20 protein-coding genes are annotated in these 19,413 nt (G+C 43.9%); 4 read left to right on the forward strand and 16 right to left on the reverse strand.

Going from position 1 to position 19,413, the window contains the following annotated elements; all coding sequences use genetic code 11:
* Positions 1-11: 11 nt before the first annotated feature.
* The 9 genes from HC026_RS03345 to HC026_RS03385 form a co-directional block, all read right to left on the reverse strand.
* Entirely contained in the window at positions 12-260 is a 249-nt protein-coding gene (locus tag HC026_RS03345; RefSeq protein ID WP_168924572.1) for a hypothetical protein, read from the reverse strand.
* Between the two features lie 147 nt (positions 261-407).
* On the reverse strand, positions 408-1,565 hold the full coding sequence (locus tag HC026_RS03350) for a matrixin family metalloprotease (protein WP_168924573.1): 1,158 nt from the start codon (positions 1,563-1,565) through the stop codon (positions 408-410).
* A gap of 112 nt (positions 1,566-1,677) precedes the next feature.
* Positions 1,678-1,938 carry a helix-turn-helix domain-containing protein gene (locus HC026_RS03355; protein ID WP_168924574.1) on the reverse strand — a complete coding sequence of 87 codons (261 nt, stop codon included), beginning with the start codon at positions 1,936-1,938 and terminating at the stop codon, positions 1,678-1,680.
* 399 nt (positions 1,939-2,337) lie between these two features.
* Positions 2,338-3,096 carry a C40 family peptidase gene (locus HC026_RS03360; RefSeq protein ID WP_332871172.1) on the reverse strand — a complete coding sequence of 253 codons (759 nt, stop codon included), beginning with the start codon at positions 3,094-3,096 and terminating at the stop codon, positions 2,338-2,340.
* Between the two features lie 83 nt (positions 3,097-3,179).
* Complete coding sequence (locus HC026_RS03365; RefSeq protein WP_232843597.1) at positions 3,180-4,037, reverse strand: C39 family peptidase; 858 nt, start codon at positions 4,035-4,037, stop codon at positions 3,180-3,182.
* A gap of 137 nt (positions 4,038-4,174) precedes the next feature.
* Complete coding sequence (locus HC026_RS03370) at positions 4,175-4,579, reverse strand: toxin-antitoxin system HicB family antitoxin (RefSeq protein WP_168924576.1); 405 nt, start codon at positions 4,577-4,579, stop codon at positions 4,175-4,177.
* A gap of 388 nt (positions 4,580-4,967) precedes the next feature.
* Positions 4,968-6,200 carry an S-layer protein gene (locus HC026_RS03375; RefSeq protein ID WP_168924577.1) on the reverse strand — a complete coding sequence of 411 codons (1,233 nt, stop codon included), beginning with the start codon at positions 6,198-6,200 and terminating at the stop codon, positions 4,968-4,970.
* A gap of 175 nt (positions 6,201-6,375) precedes the next feature.
* Positions 6,376-8,262: a coiled-coil domain-containing protein gene (locus HC026_RS03380; RefSeq protein ID WP_168924578.1), complete on the reverse strand. Its 1,887-nt coding sequence runs from the start codon at positions 8,260-8,262 to the stop codon at positions 6,376-6,378.
* A 159-nt stretch (positions 8,263-8,421) separates the two neighbouring features.
* Positions 8,422-9,804, reverse strand: coding sequence for an S-layer protein (locus HC026_RS03385; protein WP_168924579.1), 1,383 nt, complete (start codon positions 9,802-9,804; stop codon positions 8,422-8,424).
* Between the two features lie 767 nt (positions 9,805-10,571).
* Here HC026_RS03385 and HC026_RS03390 point away from each other — a divergent pair.
* Complete coding sequence (locus HC026_RS03390; protein WP_168924580.1) at positions 10,572-11,474, forward strand: LysR family transcriptional regulator; 903 nt, start codon at positions 10,572-10,574, stop codon at positions 11,472-11,474.
* A 197-nt stretch (positions 11,475-11,671) separates the two neighbouring features.
* Complete coding sequence (locus tag HC026_RS03395; protein WP_168924581.1) at positions 11,672-13,084, forward strand: DUF5776 domain-containing protein; 1,413 nt, start codon at positions 11,672-11,674, stop codon at positions 13,082-13,084.
* A gap of 159 nt (positions 13,085-13,243) precedes the next feature.
* Here the strand turns inward: HC026_RS03395 and HC026_RS03400 are convergent, their stop codons facing one another.
* The 5 genes from HC026_RS03400 to HC026_RS03420 form a co-directional block, all read right to left on the reverse strand.
* On the reverse strand, positions 13,244-13,807 hold the full coding sequence (locus HC026_RS03400) for a hypothetical protein (protein WP_168924582.1): 564 nt from the start codon (positions 13,805-13,807) through the stop codon (positions 13,244-13,246).
* A gap of 162 nt (positions 13,808-13,969) precedes the next feature.
* Positions 13,970-14,419 (reverse strand): hypothetical protein, encoded by a 450-nt coding sequence (locus HC026_RS03405; protein ID WP_168924583.1) that lies wholly within the window; start codon positions 14,417-14,419, stop codon positions 13,970-13,972.
* 173 nt (positions 14,420-14,592) lie between these two features.
* A complete protein-coding gene (locus tag HC026_RS03410) occupies positions 14,593-15,111 on the reverse strand; it encodes a type II toxin-antitoxin system Phd/YefM family antitoxin (RefSeq protein WP_168924584.1) in 519 nt (172 codons plus the stop codon).
* Between the two features lie 762 nt (positions 15,112-15,873).
* Positions 15,874-16,107 carry a DUF2922 domain-containing protein gene (locus HC026_RS03415; RefSeq protein WP_168924585.1) on the reverse strand — a complete coding sequence of 78 codons (234 nt, stop codon included), beginning with the start codon at positions 16,105-16,107 and terminating at the stop codon, positions 15,874-15,876.
* Between the two features lie 26 nt (positions 16,108-16,133).
* A complete protein-coding gene (locus HC026_RS03420) occupies positions 16,134-16,340 on the reverse strand; it encodes a DUF1659 domain-containing protein (RefSeq protein ID WP_168924586.1) in 207 nt (68 codons plus the stop codon).
* Between the two features lie 177 nt (positions 16,341-16,517).
* Here HC026_RS03420 and HC026_RS03425 point away from each other — a divergent pair, with 177 nt between their 5' ends.
* Positions 16,518-16,784, forward strand: a complete 267-nt coding sequence (locus HC026_RS03425; RefSeq protein ID WP_168924587.1) for a type II toxin-antitoxin system HicB family antitoxin — start codon at positions 16,518-16,520, stop codon at positions 16,782-16,784.
* Between the two features lie 537 nt (positions 16,785-17,321).
* On the forward strand, positions 17,322-17,588 hold the full coding sequence (locus HC026_RS03430) for a hypothetical protein (RefSeq protein ID WP_168924588.1): 267 nt from the start codon (positions 17,322-17,324) through the stop codon (positions 17,586-17,588).
* 25 nt (positions 17,589-17,613) lie between these two features.
* On the opposite strand, the gene guaD is transcribed toward HC026_RS03430, so the two are convergent.
* Together guaD and HC026_RS03440 are read right to left on the reverse strand one after the other, a co-directional pair.
* Positions 17,614-18,954, reverse strand: a complete 1,341-nt coding sequence (guaD, locus tag HC026_RS03435; protein ID WP_168924589.1) for a guanine deaminase — start codon at positions 18,952-18,954, stop codon at positions 17,614-17,616.
* 151 nt (positions 18,955-19,105) lie between these two features.
* Positions 19,106-19,282, reverse strand: coding sequence for a hypothetical protein (locus HC026_RS03440; RefSeq protein ID WP_168924590.1), 177 nt, complete (start codon positions 19,280-19,282; stop codon positions 19,106-19,108).
* Positions 19,283-19,413 lie beyond the last annotated feature (131 nt).

A 19,413-nucleotide genomic window follows, 5' to 3' on the forward strand; every position in this document is an offset into this window, starting at 1 on the left:
GAATTTTTTGACTAATAAAATTTTCGTCGGGCCCAACTGGCGGCAATACCTACAGCGACTAATACAGATAACGCACTGACTGTCACCTGTCGCTCGTGCGGATTATCAGTCCGCCAAAATTTAATCTGACTTTCGTGACTACCAACCTGAACCTGAGCGTTCATCCTTGGTAAAGTTAACCCATTATCAGCAGAGGCGCTGGCCTTTACTGGCATGGCAAACCCAAATAACAGCAACGTTACCATCATTAACTTAAACATTACCGACACCTCCACTGACCATTTCGTCTAGCTTAGGTATACGCTCACAATATATTGATTCCATTTAGGTTACGTAAAGATAACGTAAAAAATCCGGTTACCAATTAAATCGATTGATAGCCGGACACGTTAATTTTAGATTAGATGTTACCAGTAACCCAATTCCATGCCTAACTTAGCCCGGTTCACATCACGAGCCGATAAGGTTGGTGTTTCACGACGAGTATCATTAGGATCCTTAGGCGAATTCCAACTGTACTTGCCGTTTACACTGGAGCTGAAGCCATCGTTGCTGGTTTCAGCATACATGATATCAGTCAAGTATGGCGTGTGATCCAAGCCAAGTGAGTGGCCTAATTCGTGGACGGTGACACCTTCCCAATACGATGTAGCGGATGGAGCAGCCGCCTTTTGAGCAGCAATCAGTTGATCATACAGGGTGTGTCCTTGTGCCAGATAAGCTGCTTTTTCAGCTGAACCATTAGCAGCATCCTTGTAGGCTTCAGCGACGTTTTCATACTGATTATACAGTGCTCGAATCTCAGGGGTATCTGCCACACTGTCCATGTAAGTCTTGTCGTTGAGTGCGGTGGAACTGAGGTACAGATGAATGCCATCGTTCAAACCATCCCATTGTTTAGACGGCCTCGAACTAATAACCAGGTCAAAGTTCTTGGAGCTCCCAGTCACGAATACCTTGCGGCCAAGTGCCTTGTTCCAAACACCCATGGCAGTATCCGCATAGGTCTTCAGATTAGGATCCGCAATCCAAACCCGCGCCTGATGATTCTTGAAGTGGGTCAGCTTGCCGGTCATGTTAAACTCTTTTTCCAAATATGAGCGGTAAGTACTGTAAAACGCAGATGGCTGTTTAAGCAACGTTGATGACGGATTCAGATCTTGACCAGACGCAACCAGCTTAGCCACTGCTGACTTGGATAAGATTGGCTTGACCAGATAGCCATGCCAAACCCACCCTGCCAGTTTACTGTTGGTAGAGGACTTGATATAGTAGTATACCCGAGTCGACTTACCAACTTTGATCTTTTCTTGGGACTTCGCATAAAAGACAGAGTTGTGCCCACTGGAGAGCTTGAATTCTTTTTTCTTCAAGTTGCTAGAATAGGCGTAGGCGCCCTTTGCTTTGGATTGGTCAATTTGGTACTTCGTAGTACTCATTGACTTCTTCGAAACAACCGATACCTTCGTCTTGGCCTGAGCAGTCGGCGTTGAGACTGCCGGGTCAGCAACTACCGCACCCATGAATGCCAGCGATGCAACAACAATTATGCCAAGTTTTTTCATACCTAAAATGGCCCCCTTGAACTGATGTATCACAAATATGCAATACTCCGCTAACTATATAGGGTCATTCTACCATATTTAGCGCTTCAATTCGCTTGATATGCGCAAAGATTTACTGAAAATCAATCATCAGTTCCTTGTTCATTGCTTTAGCAATCTTTGCCAGGGTTTCAACCGTAATGTTCGTCCCACCGTTCTCCCAGCGGGCAATGGATGACTGCGGTACACTCATCAAGTCGCCCAATTGGGTTTGGGTCAGTCCAGCTTCCGCTCGCAGTGTCTGAATCTGTACCGCGTACTTGTAGCGAATACTGCTCTGGTGAAACTTGTTAGCAAATGCTGGTTTATCAAAAATGTTCTTGGTTGGTTTCAAGGGTTTTCCTCCTGTTGGTTAAATGCCTCAGTAATAATATCTACGACAGAAAGTTGCCAAGCGTTTGCATGGAACACTGATTATTTTACTGAATATATCACAGAAGAAAATCGAACACGTGTTCTTGATTTCTGAAATTAAGTATGCTAACCTTAAGTTGTTCGGTTGATGAATTCCAACCGGAAAAGTCTGTAACATTGACGATCATATCCCCTAAGTGATTGCAATTACAGGAATTACGTATAAAAAGCATCAGCAAACTGTCCCTTTGCTGGTGTTTTTTGTTGTGTCCTATTGGAATATACCACTTGTTAAAATGACACATACCATTTTCGAAATTAATTCAGAATTCGCATAGTGTTTAATTCCCGATTTGACGTCAGAAAACCATACCAAATCCTATAAAAACGGTCGCTTAACGCCAGCAATATCTGAGCGCTGACTATTGCGAATCGGCTGAACCATGACCTTTGGTGGCCACGCTTCAATCACCTTATTGGCGCCGAGGTAAATCGCCACGTGCCAGATGACATGGGTGCCTGGTTGATAATAGAAAATCAGGTCACCCCGTTCACGGTGCGCATACGCAACCCGCTTGAGCTTCTTGGATGCCCACAGATTCCGGCTATTCCATTCGTTGCCAGGATGCGCATGGTTGATGGCGCTGATTGGTGCCGGATTGATGCCACCGGCGTACAACGCCTGCATCACCAAGCCAGAGCAATCCGCCCCATAACTCGGACTGGTAGAGGATCCAACTAGGTAAGAATTCCCCTTATACTTGTATGCCTGTTTAATCATCGCTTCCACGTGGGCTTTCCGGCTATCCTTCGTGGTCACCGCAAGTGGCGCCACATAGCTATCAATGCTGGTCCAAGAAGATTTTGAAAAGCCCATCTTCACCCAGGTCGCCTCGTCCACGTTACCAGTAACTTTTAAGTGATGCTTCTTCTGAAATACCTTCACCCGGTAGTAGGTCGCCGTGTTGTACTTATCATACCCAGAAAAGGTGTGCATCTTTTTCATGATCTTCCAAGTCTTGACACCTTCATAGCCCCGTTTAACCGTGTAGCCAACTTTCCCATAAGGAGTGATCTGGGTATCTTGCACCTGATAATACGCCTTAGGATTCTGATAGGCTGACGCTTGTGTGGTCATACCTGCCAGACCTAAAGCAGCCCCTAAACTTAACGCTAAAACCCATTTGAACTTCATTTCCCATTTCTCCCTTAACGCCGATATTAATAACTCAACGCGCGATTCGCATCCGCTTTTCGGTGCGATGTCATCGTGCTATTGGCCATGCTGGTGCGTTTCTTGGTCCACGGATCATTATAGTACATCCGCGTCTTCGAGTAACCTGTTACCGTCACCGCGTGGTTGACGAAACCATCCCAGTTAGCAATCCAGACTACGACCAAATGATTGCGGCGGACTTGCGACTTGATGCTGGTCAGACTGGCGCCAGTCATATTCTTAGCAGTCCCCATGTGCGCTTTCACCACACCCATCAGACCACCTGGATACACGTACCAGCCGCTAGAACTGTACGGACTGCCAACAAACCCCTTGTTGGGATCCTTGCTCCGTGGCATCTCCTTCGCCAAACTCAGCTTGTCCACTTTCGCACCGCCGAACTGTAACATCATCGCTGTTGCCGTCACCTCGCAGCCAGTTGGTAACTCGGGTTGCTGCCCAATCAGCGGCGCGTAAAGCCGGTAGGTAGAAGTCACGGTAGCTTTTTGCGGAATCCACCCCGTATACGTGTGGTTATAAGTGAATTTCAGCCATACCACACCGTTGACGATTTCCTCACGGGTAATATGGATCGTTTTACCAGCAAATGACCGCCCGCTGCTGATGGCTTTCAGATTCTTAGCCGACGTCCTATAAGCCCCCGTAGCATACACGCCATAATTGTGGGAACTGTTAGATCCCATGGTGGTGTAATAGCTCACCTTGGTCAGCTTACTCACTGGGTAATAGGCTTGGCTAGTCGTTGTAGCCGCATTCGCTCCAGCGGTATTGAAAGCCATAGCGCCAATCCCCACTGACAGGCTCAATAATAGTACCGCAATACCATGTGTCATTTTCATCATACGTCGATCCCCTCGATTAATTTAAATCATTATACCATAGGGGCATCCAAGCCACGTGACCACAGCCATTCCAATTTTAGGCAAAACAAAAACGCCGCTCACAGGCGACGTTTCAAAATATTGTGAGTAAGATAATTCTACTCAGTGCCACTCTTATGACGATCCTTGTTTATTTGGGTTGTTCGGATTGTACTATTCTGTGATAACAGTGTGACGACATAGCTATTTAAGCTAACGCCTTCTTTGGTTGCATCATCAGATAAAACTTGATGCAATGTTTTAGGCATCCGCAGCGTCACCCTACCAGAAAAGTCATGCGCACGAACAGGCTCAGGTATTGTTATCCCTTCATCGAGACATTCCAAAAACCATTCTTTTTTCGCTTTTTCCAGATCATCATACGCTTCACTCGGTGTATCACCATAGGCCTCTAATCCTGGCAGAATCGGAATTGTTAACCTGAAATAGCTTTCACCATCTTCCTCCAAATTTTCAAGTGTCGCACTATAAGTCAGCTTCATGTAATAGTCTAAATCTTTCATCCTATTCATCCCCCTTGACTTCATTCAAAATTCTGCTCACAATTTTGATTTGATATGGCTTCAGATTGCTTTCATTATGGTGAGGGCGTGCAAATGATTGAGGAAACTTACCATTCGGAGTTGTTATCGTATAGTGTGACCCACCACTATGATTATGAAATTCACAATTATAATGTTCCAACAGGGTTCTGGCATCTTCAAATGATAATTTCTTATCAAATGGTCGCTGGTTAAACCGTCTCTCGAGCTTTTCTAACGAACCAATAATAATCACCTCGCACCATATATAGTGTCATCTTAAATTAACTACGATTATTATTCAAGAAAAGTGTGCAGAAATTAAAAAAACGCCGCTCACAGGCGACGTTTCATCTAGAATCTCAATCAATTAATATGCAATCAAATTGTAAGTTGCACGAACAGTGATGGTTGCACCATTGTCGTTGGTAGTTGTTGGTGTGTTAGAAGCACTAGCGAACCGATAGCTTGAACCAGAGTTACTGATCAAGTCGGTCAGATTAGCATCGGCAAGGATGTTTTGAACATCTTGAGCACTAATCGTGTCGCCGGCCTTAACTTGGAAGGCAGCCTTGGCACCAGCAGCATCCAATGCAGCCTGGTCATTGCTCTTCAGGTTAATAGCATTGCCATCTTTGTCAACCAAGACAACCTTGATTGCTTTAGTGGTGTCAGTGGCAGCAGCCTTAACGTAGTATACAAGTGTGTCGCCGTTCTTAGCAACTGCGGCGTTGTCCTTGTTAGCTAATGAAGCTGAACCGCCATTGTTGTTGTCGTAAGGTACATAACCTGATGGCACACCGTTGACGATGCTGTTCAAGTTAGAGGTAGTGGTGACGTTGGTGTAGGTCGCGCTCTTGTCAAATGGAACTGAGCCAGTACCAACTTCTTTACCAGTATCCTTATCAACATAGCTGATCTTAACTGAGTTGCCTTGTGGTGCTTGAACACCTAGGTTGTAGACCCAGCCAGTGATTGATGGGTTCTGGTCATCCTTAACTTGGTAGTATACCCAGCCTTCACGGGTCTTCGTTTCGGCACCGGTGATGGTAAAGGTATCCGTGTTACTGAAGCCAGTCACCTTAGAAGCTTTGTACTGAGTGTACTTAGGGTTGTTCCAAAGCGTCCACTTAGATGGGTTCGTCAGCGTGTAGCCGGTTGTGGTGCTTGGCAATGCAGCTGAACTAGTCGTGTTGGTAGAAGCAATACCGCCGCCAAACTTAGTCTTGTCTTTGCCACCGTAGATCCAGCCACGATAATGGCCATCAAATGAAACGACCTTGTAGTAGACGGAACCACGGTTAGTCGAAACGATTGAATAAGCACGGAAGTAATCGTTAGAACGGTTTGAGTTCCCTAATCTTGCCATGGTCGTCTTAGAAGCAACGACACGGGCACCCTTAGAAGTCCCTACTTTACTGTATAAAGCATTGCTCCCAGTTGGCACCACGTTACGTGATTCTGGGGCAGTGTTGAAATACAATGCCTTAGTGACATATGCGTATGACTTAGCGCTAGCCGTTGTGCTTGCAAGACCTGCAGCACCAAAAACGGATGCAGCAGCTAAACCGACATACAAAGATTTCTTCAAACTAGATTTCATATGAATACACTCCTTTGAATAAACAATAATAGCTCCCACTAATCCCCTGATTAGCTAGTTTCACTATAGCACTTAACGCGGTTAATCAAAATCTAATTAAGGGAAGCTTAAGCAAATCGAAAGAAACGGCGTATTAGAAAAAGACGCACATTAAATGCACGCCTTCTAAGCTCGATTATTCCGCGTCAGTAAAGGGAATTCCTAACGTGACCGGTAAATTATGCGGATCCAATAAACTAATGTTCAACGGCTGATTCAACTTCTTGATCAGTTTCATCTCCGTCTCATAATTATCAACCAGGTACTGTTGTTGCGGCAAAGCGCTGGCCCATGAAGTGAACTCGTCACGGTCAGCAACTGAACTAGTCACTAAGGCAATCACATTACCCTGCGTCTGGCTGACCGATTGCCGGTACTGATCGTTTTCAATGGCCCCCACCAGCAGACCAGCCTTGTTGAAGTTGTTCTTCATCCACCATGCAGTGAAACCTTCAATGGAATCAAATGCTTGAACTTGCATACCAACGGCGTTCAGCAATTCAACTTGACTGATCTCGTCATCTTCATAATGAACGTTCAGCACACCAAGCCCGCTTTGACTGTAATACTCGTCACGGTTTTTGGTGTTGTCGTCGTTGTAGAAGCGGTTGGAAGTTAGTTGGCCTTCAGTCGTCAAAATACTACTTTCTGACAAGTGGCCATCCTTATAAGAATCAATGGTCTGAATATTATCACTTGATGGATAATAGCGAACTTTAAGCGTCCAGCCGTTCTCCAATTCAAGTGTTCGTTCAGTGTGATCATCGTTCCATTCGTCTTTAACTGCGTTGTCAGGTAGTTGATACTTAGCACCTAACTTGCCCTGATGTTGCAGGCTATAAAGCGGGTTGTAGACTGATACGACACCGCCCTTGACCTGCAATTCACTGGTCCATGTCGCAATCTGATTGGTCAAGTTCAACTCAAACTGACTGGTATACAAACCAACGTGTTCAATCCCACGCTTGGTCAGCACCTTAACCACTAACTTCATCTGTTCATACTGATCCGCAGACAGCCCATCCATGTCCAAAATGATTTCGGAATCGCTGTCCAGTACGAGCCCTTTGACAGGCACTGGTACGCCTAACCACTTGTTGATATCGCTGTTCACAGCATCAATCTCTGATTGCTTGGTAGCTAAATTATCCTGCAGTTCAGACAACCGTGCCTGATTCTGTGTCATCTGCTGCGTCAGTGAATCCAACTGTTTAGACAGTTCTTCATCATCAGCAGCTACCTTTTGTTGAACTTCTTCCAATTGGTTGTTAGTATCGTTTAACTCTTTTTGGTCAGCAGTCAACTTATCACGGACAGCTTGTAGCTGCGCCTTCAAGTCCCGTTGCTTCTTATCAACCGCTTGAATAGTGGCTTCATTAGCATCACGTTCGGCTTTATTGGACTTAATATCATCTCGATATTGGTCGGCTAACGTCACAATCATAGCTGGATCTTTTTCGCTTTCGAACTTAGATGAGATTTCAGTCTCAGCTTGAATTAATTCTTGTTGCTTAGTATTAAGTCCACTCAGCTCTGCGTTAATATCCTTCACTTGGTCAATCAATGCGCCAGCCTTATCCTGATTTTCTTTAATTCGGCTATTCAATTCCGTCTGTCTTTCAACAAACGGGGCAGAGGCTTCTTGACTGGCCTCTTCCATCTGATTTTGAATGTTGGTAATTTGAGTACCACTATCATCAGCAGCCTTCTTAGCATCAGCAATTTGTTGGTTTAACTGATCAATGTCAGTCTGAATCTCCTTTTGCTGATCAAACAATAAATCTTGTAAAGTTTCTCGCTGAATGTTATATTTTCCCGCGATTTCTGCAAGATTTTGCTTAGCCGTTAGTGTAGAAGTGACACTTGACGAACTGCTTTCAGTAGCATTTGAATCTTGTTGTTGATCATTAGTGTCTGTATCTTGTGTTTGGTTCTCTAATTGCTTATTTGCTTCTGTTTCGTTTTGTTTGGTATTATCTGATTCTTGATTTGAAGTCCCTCGAAATAAATCCCGTAAACCCATAAACTTGCCTCCTGGTAAATCAAATTAATTACATTTTACCATTGATACGGGCAGATTAGTCACTTTCTTCAAAGTCAATATCAATGAAAACACACAAAAAAAGACTACCCACAAAAGTGAGTAGTCCTTTAAGCTTATTAACTAATATCAGTTAGCCTATTAGTTTAAGAAATCTGAGTTAGCTTGTTCTGCTGGAGTAGTTGAAGGTAAACTGTCAACAGCTGTACCCTTAACAAGAACTAAGCGAACATTTTGACCAAACTTAACACTAGTATTTGCGTTCACAGTTTGTTGAACACCAACTGTGTAAGCATCATACTTACCGTCTGAGTTCTTGGTTGCTGAGTAAAGAGTCTGACCATTTGTACCGTGGAATGCATTAGCAAGGGCGGTAAGATCCACGTTATCAGTCGTAGGACCTGTCAACAAAGTACTTTGCTGAGTCGGTGTCAAAGTTAACTTGTTGCTCGTAGCAACTGTAAATGGTACAGCAGCACTACCTTCTTGTACATATAAATCAACTTTAGAAGTTGAAGCTTGGGCAACAGTTACATAATAAGTGCCACCGTATTGTGGAGTTTGGGTCGAGCTAGTATCTGTCACAGTGTAACCACTAGGTACATTAGAAGCAGCCTTAGCAAATGCTGGTAAATCTTGACCAGCATTATTCTGTTCACCGGCATAAACATCATTAACCTTAGTAACCTTCTTTGCACCATTGTTAACAAATGTCTTAGTATCGCCTACAGTGTTACCATTTGAAAGACGGTATACAACTTTGATGCTGTTATCACTAGTTGCAGCAGGATCAGCCTTTGGATTAGAAACATTAGAAGCTTTTACCCAAGCACCGTTAAGGTCGGTTGACTTGGCACCATTAGCTAAAGTTGTGCTAGAAATTTCATACCATGTTTCGCCTTCGCGTGAAGTGGTAACAGCCTTGTTAAAGGTGAATTGAGCACCCTTGTATGCATCAGTCTTAGCTAATACAGTACCGTTAACCTTTGCACGGCCAACTTTGTAGTTAGTCCATGCTGGTTCCTTGAAGAACAAAGTGTTAGCAGTTGAACTAGTGTCAGCAGTTAAGCTGTACTTGTCACCAGCTGCAGGAGCAGTAGCGTCCTTAGTAGTAGCATATGCAGCTAAGCCACCAGCAAAGGCACTAGTACTCTTACCACCGTAAACATATCCACGGTAAGCTTTGTCGAATGAAACGACCTTGTAGTAAACTGAACCGCGGTCGGTAGTCTTAACACCGTAAGCACGGAAGTTAGCTTGGCCATTTGATGACTTGCTTAACTTAGCAGCAGTTGCAGTAGTAGCAACAACCTTAGCACCTTTAACAGTACCTGGCTTAGTGTAAATAGCGTTAGTACCAGTTAAGTTGACGTTACGTGAAGCAGCAGCAGTAGTTAATGTGCTGTATGAACCTGCTTTTGCATATGACTTTGCAGATGCATTAGCAGTAGTTGCGCCAGCAGCAGCAACGAATGAAGCTGCAGCTAAGCCCAAATAAAGAGACTTCTTTAAACTAGATTGCATGTGAAATTCCTCCAAACATATATTTATGTAACTCATCAAGCATAAACAGTATACACAATATTCAGTCGAATGTTAAGTAAAACTTAAAACCCCTAGCGACTTTTTATATTGTATAACCGTGCTAGACTCTAATAGAGATACTAACGCAACCCTACCTGGGCTTCAAGAAAGTTGCTCTATTTGTAGTTTGCTTGTAATATTTTCACAAAACCAAAAAATCTAAAAATTACCATGAAATCTTATACCTACACACTTTCGAGGGCATCTCGAAAATTATAATATGATAATGTATGACAGTCATATTACAAACAAGTTTCGCAACAAAGTTTAAATGTTGTGCTAAACCAGTGTTGAATTTGTGATAAAAATCGGCAAAATTTATTTTAAAAATATTTTTAAAGCCACTAAATTTTATGTTCTATTTAGTTTTTGCGGTATTTAATAATTACCTCAATTTGTCAATTTTGACTAGTTTCTTCTATATTAATAGTTTTGCATCCGTCATAACATTTCTAATGATTGAGTCATGATTCTATCAAAAGTCTAGCTTTACCACTTTAGTACGATCAGATATATCTGATTTTGAAGGGCTGTCTGCAGTGTACAGGCTATAGTCCACTAAATTATTTTAATGGTATACTCTTTATCAGTGCTCATATAATTCAAGCTACTCACTTTTAAGTGAAACTGGCTCAACTACAGCATTACATATGAGCTTACATAATTAAGCAAATAAACGTCTTATCTAATATGGAGGTTCCTCGTACATGATTCCCTTTGCATACCAAGTCTTCAGTACCGTCATTCAAGAAGGTACATTTCAAAAAGCTGCGCTGAAACTGAACGTGACACCTAGTGCGGTCAGTCACTCAATCACTCAATTGGAAAATGAACTGGGTTTTCCAATCTTCATCCGTTCCCGTTCTGGGGCCGAGTTAACGGCTAATGGGCAAACGATTTTACCAATTATTCAAGAAATTCTAAACAGTCAGGCCCGGTTGGAACAGGAGGCCGCTGACATTAACGGTTTAAATGCCGGATCAATTCGCATCGGTGCGTTTTCGTCCGTCTGCATCAACTGGCTGCCGCCAATCATTCAGTCATTTAAAAAACAATATCCCAACATCTCGATTTCAGTGAGTCAGACTGGCTTCAATGAAATTGTAGAGAACGTCAAAAACGGGACGTTGGACTTAGGCTTTGCTGTCATGCCTGTGAGTGAGAACCTGCTGGTAGATACGCTGGTTAAAGATGAGATCTACTGTGTGGCACCCAAGGGCTTTGTGCCTAAGAACAAAAGATCGGTCACCCATGAAGACTTGGAAGACCACGACTTCATCCTGCAACCCGGAGATTACGACCGGGATACTAAGGCCGCACTAGACTACTATGGTATCCAGCCAAACTTAATCCACTTCTCCATTGATGACCAGTCGATTGTCGCCATGGTAGAAGCTGGACTGGGATTAGGAATTTTACCGGAACTCGCCCTGCAGAAGATCATCGGTGATGTAGCAGTCTATCCCTTCGAGCATCCGTTCTACCGATCAATTGGGCTGGCAACTTCGGCGGTGCAGGCTAAGGCGCCTTCGACTCAGAGGATGATTGAAACAATTAAGGGATATGTAGCAAGTATGTATCCGGAAGCCGTATTGGAGCGAAGTCATTAAACAACACTAAGCAGCACCAGCAGTGAGAGCGATGATCTCGTTGCTGGTGCTTTTTATTTGTGAACAAATTTTGTACAAATTCGCAAACTTCTGTGAAGTCATAGCAATTTTCTGGCTTATCGTTACCATTAGTTGATATATTGGATTCATAGAGAAATTGTTGTTTATCACCACAGACCCCCACAGGAGGTTTCATGATGAGTAAAAGTATTAAGTTATTTAGTAGCGCGTTAGCAATCGGGATGTTACTTGGAACTGGCGCTGGTGCCGTTACTTCAGCAGTACAGGGAACAACGACTGTTGCACAGGCAAGTACGACTCGCTCTGGGCAGCAAGCACTGGTGTTAACGTCAGATGAGGTTCAAGTGAATAGTGAGGGATTAATCCAAAAACTCAATATTGATGACAAACAACTGACAGAACTATTGAATAAAGGTAGCTTATCCATACCGGCTCAAGGTAACACCGAGGACTCTTCAGCAATCGATATCACCGGCATCGACACAAACGCCTTATCTAAAAGTATGCTTGCTGACCAACTCGATGTTGAAGCAGATACTGTGCCGGGGATGAGTAGCATTACTTTTGAAAAGCCCGAGAATATTACGACTATCAACAAAAATGCACTAACTGGTCACGAACTGACTTCAGTTGAGTTACCAAGTGTAAGTTATATTGGAGAAGAAGCATTTACTAAGAACAAAATAAAGACCGTTAATCTTGGTACGAAGGGAAATCCAGCTCCTTTCGTCAACTGGGGCGCATTTGGAGATCAAAGGTGGGACACGATCAGCACCCAATATAGTGACAAGATCCCAGCAAGGCGCCTGATGACCCAGCTAGGATTAGTCCACAAAGTTAATGGCGAAAATGTCTTAGATAACTCCACAACGTATGTATATGTTTTACCGAAATATCATGAAGTTGCGATTGAGAATAACAACGAGACTGCCATAGAGGTTTTTTCCCAACAAGGTGGCTATATTGAAGCAGAAATTGGAAATGAGTTATATGGTACCCTAGGTATCAACATTGGCGCTAAAGATGGTGGTACACCCACTAATCCAGGCAACAATGGTGGCGACACTGCCAATCCGGATAACGGCAGTGGTAATGAAACTACACCAGACCCAGCGCCACAACCCCTACCGCAACCGCAGCCTACTCAACCGGCTAGCTACCCTCACTCCGTTTATGCTATTCGTGGCATGAGACTGCACAAAAACGTTAGTCTGACGAACCCGACAAGGTCCTACAAGAAACAGTCACGGGCTAAGGCAGCTAACTTTAAGATTCAAGGTGTCGCTTATGACAAGAACGGCAATAAACGCTATAAGGTGAAGGGTGGCTACATTACCGCTAGCTCTAAATATGTAGCGGACAGCCACTTCCGCAGTAACAAGGTTAAACGCGTGCGGGTAATCGGCAATAAGGTGAACAGCTACAAGGATGTCAAGCTTTCTTCAAACCAGAAAGTAAGATCCTACAAGAAAGGCACTAAACTGAACGTCAAACGGATTGTTAAGCAGGGTCGCTTGACGCGGTTCGAATTGAACAATGGTCGTTATATTACTGGAAATAAGCAACTGTTGATTATGGATCAGAAGTGATTCAGGGAAACATAGCTAAAGAGCTTCCCTTTTATATAGTGGAAACGTGTTTCGCAGCTCTGAGTCCGGCCGTATAACAAGAAAAAGACGAGTCCCCAAGTTCAGGGACCCGTTTTTTTCTCGTTATACTCTGGACTCAACCCGAGCTGCTACACACTCTTACTTCACACTCTGGATTTTTCCCACCGCAATCGGCAACGTCACATGATTATCATACTTCTCATTCAGATTACCGCCCGCAGTATCTGGCAATTTCAGTTCTGCCGGTACGCCGTGGATATAGACTACTCGCTTGTCCAGATCCAGCTCATCCGTACCGAAGACTTCCTTGAATTGCGCCTTTAATGCTTCTAGCGGAACGTGCTTCACGTATTTGAAATAACCCTTATCATCCGAAACCGGGTACGTGTCATTGGCGATATCCATTTGGTGCGGTTGGGCATCAAACGGCACCATGGTTGTTCCCGAAACGGCTTCCGTTTCCGGCAGATCCACTACCCCATCGTGATTAACGTCTTGAGCCATCGTGGCTGGTTGCGCATCGGTGCCATCCGTGAAGCCGTGGAAATGCTCCCAGTGCTGCATGTTCTTTGGCGTATCAAACATCTCAATTTCAATATGAATGGCGTCGTCGCCTACGGTAAAGGTTGCCGTTCCGTGTGCGCTGGTACCAATCGCTTCTTCATTCAACGGTTTAATCTCTGCAATATATTTTTGTGCCATGTGAACCCCTCCAATAATCGGTTTTAGTTCCTAGAAATTAACAATCATTTTACGCTTTCAGAATAAGTTAATCCGATCTGCATTTCAACTGATCACACCTGTAAACGGTACAAATTAATAGATGGGACAATTAACTGTTGGTTAATCATCCCATCTTGAGTTTTACTTTTTATAGAAATAGCTGTGATCAGTCTTTTGATGAATTGGATCCCAACCCCAAGTCACCAGAGTCGCTTTACCATGATGCGTTGTTCTCTTCAGCGGCCAGCCTTGATCGCCGCCTTTGATGACAATCGAGTAGTAGCCACTTTTAGACTTCTTCGTATAGTTAAGTCGGCTGTATGAGCTTGGACTCTTTTTACCGGATAACGTCCACGTTGAGTCACTCTTCTTACCATTATGATAGTAGTAAACCGAGAATGTGTACTTGGTGATTTTCAACTTGTTGGAGTCCCCACCACTGGACTTTGAGAACCATGTTCCCCGCAGTGATGTTGGTGTAGTGGTGTATTTTGTATGAGCTGAAGCAGTTGTTGATAGCGCGTTGAAGCCTAATAAAGTTGCTACTGCGACTAACCCGACAAGTATGTATCGCTTAAACTGTAATTTCATAGTTATCCCCTTACCTTTCTAGCTTGCATGATCCTGAATGATTACTGTGAATCGAATAAAATGTTACGCTTATGCGGCTATATGTCAATATGCTGATATCCCCAATTCAATCCACTCCGTAACAAAAACCAGCAACCACTATTCTGATTGCTGGCTTCTTGTTCATATGAACGTTAAATATCATCCAACGCATCCGCAATATCCTGCTTATCCAGCACCATGCCGATTGCGTTTTGGAACATATCATAATCCTTCATGCTGACAATCACGTAGCGGCCAATCCCATCCTCCGTAATGAAGACGGGCTGAAAATCATACACCTGAGATAGTAACTGCTTAGGTGCTTTCAGTGCACTCATCGGCGCAATCACAGTTTCCTTTGGCGCAATCAGATGTTTGAAGCGATCCAGTTCCACGTTAATGAAAGTCGGCATTTCGTCTGCGTCACCGGTGGGCAACGTTTCATCCGATTGCGGCAGATCTTCGTGATCCATCACCCGTTCCATAAGCAAGGTACCAATCATTTCCCGTCCCCTGGTTAGGACGTCATAGATTGACGTTCCAGCAACGTTTTGGTCAATCACCGGTATGTACATCTGGTAAGGCAGCTCCTCTCTTTCATCATGGCGAATCAGGCCAGAATAAGTCAGATACTGTGGTGCTAAGGAATTAGCAGTATTAAAAAAGTCCATCGTGTTAACCTCGGTTTCGTTTTATCGTTACAAGGTTAACTATGCGATGGACTGCTGTTTAGTTTTTAAGTTCAAGAGATATACAGCTGAAGAACCGCATAAAAAAGGCCTTCCCCTTAATTAGATAAGAGCAAGGTCTCTTAAATGGGTAACAGTCTCAGCGCCACCAATAGTGGTCTGAGACTCGCACATTCAAAAAGTGTGTCATCGTTTTGATGCCCACGCGATCTGTCCCACACAGCATACTTGGTTTTCACCATCGGCAAGACACGTTGCCTATATTTCCAGCGTTGGAAATACCCATAACGTTGGCACTGCCTATCGCCATCTGCATAGGCGTCGTCTGCTTTTCGAGCCTGCGCCCAGTGCTTGATGTATATATTGTTGGGGATTGGACTAAAGTCTGAGATGTTCCGTATGGGTAAAACATATCAGAACATGTTAATGATGGTCTAACGACTCATCGTTAAAACCTCTTTCATTGTAGACTGAAAACACAATTAAAGCTATCAATGTCTACTAATTTAGTAAAATTTATTTTACGGGTTAAACAAAACTGCCCAACCACCGTCATTTAGCGACGTATGGTTGGGCAGCTTGGTTAGCGAATCGACCAGATACTTAATGCGATCATGATCAATTCTGTGTTCTTCAGTTGCAGTGCTGCGTAGAAAATCAGCGTTGCGATAATCATGCGTTTCTTCATCAATAACGCCCCCTGACCGTTCATTTATTTAGAGAATAAATTGGGGGCGGAACCGGTTAGGCTGTGTAGAGTTCTTGCGTAGTCGTCTTCACGTATGCGCCGCTGACAGCTTTGACGTAGAGGGTAACACCCTTACGATCAAAGAGGCCAAGCGCAGCAATCGCGTTCATCGCTTCGGCAATTGTTTCAGTCGTTAAACCAGAAACCGCCTTTGGAAAACTGAAAGTGTGTACCTTTTCGTCTGAACCTTTGAAGCGTAACTGCAAAACCATTTTTTCTTCGTTATTCATGTTGTAATCTCCTTTGAGTAAGTGGCTTAGGCAACTTGTGTCTTGTTATCAGTAGTGGTGATTGAAGCAGTGCCGAATGACAGGTTAGTTAATTTTTCAATCACAGCGGCGAATTTAGTAATTTGGTCGTCCGATGGCTTTTCAATAATGTTGCTGTATGAGAAGCGGATCTTTTGGTCGTCAGCGTCTAGCATCGTTACAGTTAAGTTGGTTTTGTTCCAAGTTGTATTCATTAAAATCACTCCGATTAGTTAGTTTTGTAAGTGTTGGCCAACGCCCTACACTTATACAAACAAATCAGCGAGGAAAAGTGTCACCCCCAAATTCACGAAAATTTTGAAATCAGCGCCAATCTTCGGTAGAATAGAGAAGTTGATTTAAATTGTGACTTAAATTCAGGAGGCTTTCTAATGGCTCAACGGCTTGTATATCCAGCAATCTTCGACCCAACAGTAATGATCAACCGTGTTCAGGCCACGGTTCCGGACGTACCCGGCGTAAAAGTAATGGGTACAACAAACGATGACGCAGCACAAAAAGCAGCGCACGCAGTCGGAGAAAAACTGGCAAAAGCAAACGGCGCCCTACCCGTTCCAAGTTCACCAGGTGAACTAAAGAGAACGGCGGGCCAGACCGTTAGTTTTATTGTGTTGGATTTGGATGAGTATAAGAAATAGAGTGTGAGGAGAAGCGGTTAGAGACGGGAGCGTAGTGAAGTTATGGTGGAAATCCCGAACTTGGATTTATACCATGACTTTACTACGAGCAAGTCTCTGCTTCGCCGAGCACGTTTCAGAAAATAGAGTGTGAAAGCAAGCGGTTAGAGAGTGGAGAATAAGGTGCAGGCGACGGAAATCCCGGTTTTGGATTTCTGTTGGCTGTGCCTTATTTGCAACTCTCTGCTTGTTTGAGCACGTTTCAAAGAAATAGAGTGTGAGGAGAAGTGGTTAGAGACTGGAGCGTAGTGAAGTTATGGTGGAAATCCCGAACTTGGATTTGTACCATGACTTCACTACGTGCAAGTCTCTGCTTCACCGAGCACGTTTCAACATAGTAATAGCAAAAAACAAAGCACCGTATAACAGTTAACGCAACACAACTGTTATACGGTGCTTTTGGCTAATATCCGCTAAATGTTTCCAGCCACATTAATTGAATTTCATTTTATGCTGGGTCATGATAATGACATAACTCAGGACAAAGAGGTTATGGATATGGAAAAATACACGATTAAAAAGTTCTTTAGTAATCAACACACGATTTTCGACAACTTAGACAAGACAAAGTCGCCTATCAAGATTACCACTGGCACAAATAAAGAATACGTATTAATGCCTAAAGAGGTGTATTGGCAACTAAAAGCCGCCCAAGATGAACAACTGCAACAAGCAGAGCTAGACATCCGTCGTTATGCTTTGAGTCACAATCCAAAAACACCTGTAAATGATGACGAAATGGAAAAGTGGTTAAATGCGGATTAATGACCTGGTTACAGAAAGTCGTCTATTATCTAACCAATTCCCCCTGCACATACACTTGATCAATATCCGCCTTACTGGTCTGATACATCAACTTCTCAAAGATGTTATCCGAGGTTCCCGTCTGAAAATCGTTTTGAAGTGACACAACCTGCAGATCCGCCAAGTACCCTTCAGCAATCTTGCCTGTCTGCAGATGTAAACTCTGCGCACCGCCTAATGTAGCCAGGTAAAAGGCAGTTTTAACGCTGATCGCACTGCCGCTTACACCACGTTTACCGGCAGACAGCTGATTATCCACGCCATCTTGCAGCATCCGCGATGACATTACCGCTTGCTGAATATTCCGGTAGAGACTTGGCGAATACCCGCCAGAAATATCGGTGCCTAATCCTGTTTTGACGTGGTGAGCTAGTACTCGGTTGACTGGCAGTACAGCATTTCCAAAATAGACGTTTGAAATCGGACAGTGGGCAACCGCGACGCCCTGCTTTGAAAATAGGTCATAATCATGCTCATTGAGTAAAGTGCCGTGAGCCATGACTGCCTTATCTGTCAGCAAGCCGTATTGGTTTAAAACATCGGCGTCGCGCATATGATAGTGCTCCAGCGCATAGCCATTTTCCCAATCACTTTCACTGCAATGCGACTGAATCGGTAAATCATACTTCCGTGCCAAATCACCTAGTCCTTGCAGGCTGGCTGGCGTGCAGCTAGGAACAAACCGCGGTGTGATGACGGGTGTTTGTTTAAGATTAGTCGTTTGATTTAAGTCATTTAATTGGTGAATGAATTGTTCGGTCTGATCCACAGCAACCTGGGCGGAGGCATCCTGATAATAGTCGGGGGTCTGTTCCGGATTATCCATGGCTACCTTACCGATGAACCCTCGCTGACCGTGCTGAATACAGGCTTTAGCCAGTTCCAGATTAGCAGCGTTATGGATCGTGCCAAAGTACAATGCTGTGGTGGTACCGTTCGCTAGTAACTCTTGCACGAGATTATCATAGACTGATTTTGCAAAGTCCGTGTCTTGGTACTTTGCTTCCAATGGAAAAGTGTAGGTATCCAGCCACTCATTTAATGGTCGGTCTAACGCCAAGCCCGCATTGGGCCACTGGGGCGCATGGATGTGCAGGTCAATGAAACCGGGTAGAAGATACTGGTTGGGCTTCAGTGTAGTCAGACTGTCATTATCCTGAGCCGCCTGTCGGACCGTTGCATAGTCGGCTTCAGTTGGCGCGATAATACGCGCAATATAGCCGCTCTCGTCCAAACAGATGAGTTGCTGTGGCCGATAAGTGACTGCTGTTTGTGATTGGGGTGAAAAGCTCGCGCCCTCGATAACCTTTGAATAAGAAATAATCATGCACCTCACTTGAATTTTTTAAGTTAATTACGAACGATAAGCGTAACATCAGTTTTATTATTCGTTTAATGCTCTTATTATAGCCATTAACTGCAACAATTGCCAAAACAAAAAACGACCACCCGCAAATGATACTGGCAGTCGTTTCCCGTTAACTTGCTACCCGATTCTGATCGACAATCTTCCAGCCATCGAGCAACTTGTCACTATTTACATACTGTTCCACGACCCATTTAGGACGCTTAGTGATTTGGGTAACCGTTTGTAGGCTATCCGTCCGGTGCACAATGTGCTCGTCTGGCTTGGTAATAACGTAGCGTTTAGCCACGACCATTGCCCCCTTTTCAAATCAAGGAAGTTCCACAACTCGATATCGTACTCGTTCACTTTCAGGATATGGGTAGTTTAACACATTAGCATGTGAAAGCAAGCAGACTGCAATGAGAAAATAGGTTGACC

The organism is Secundilactobacillus angelensis, assembly GCF_012641075.1.
Classification (GTDB): domain Bacteria; phylum Bacillota; class Bacilli; order Lactobacillales; family Lactobacillaceae; genus Secundilactobacillus; species Secundilactobacillus angelensis.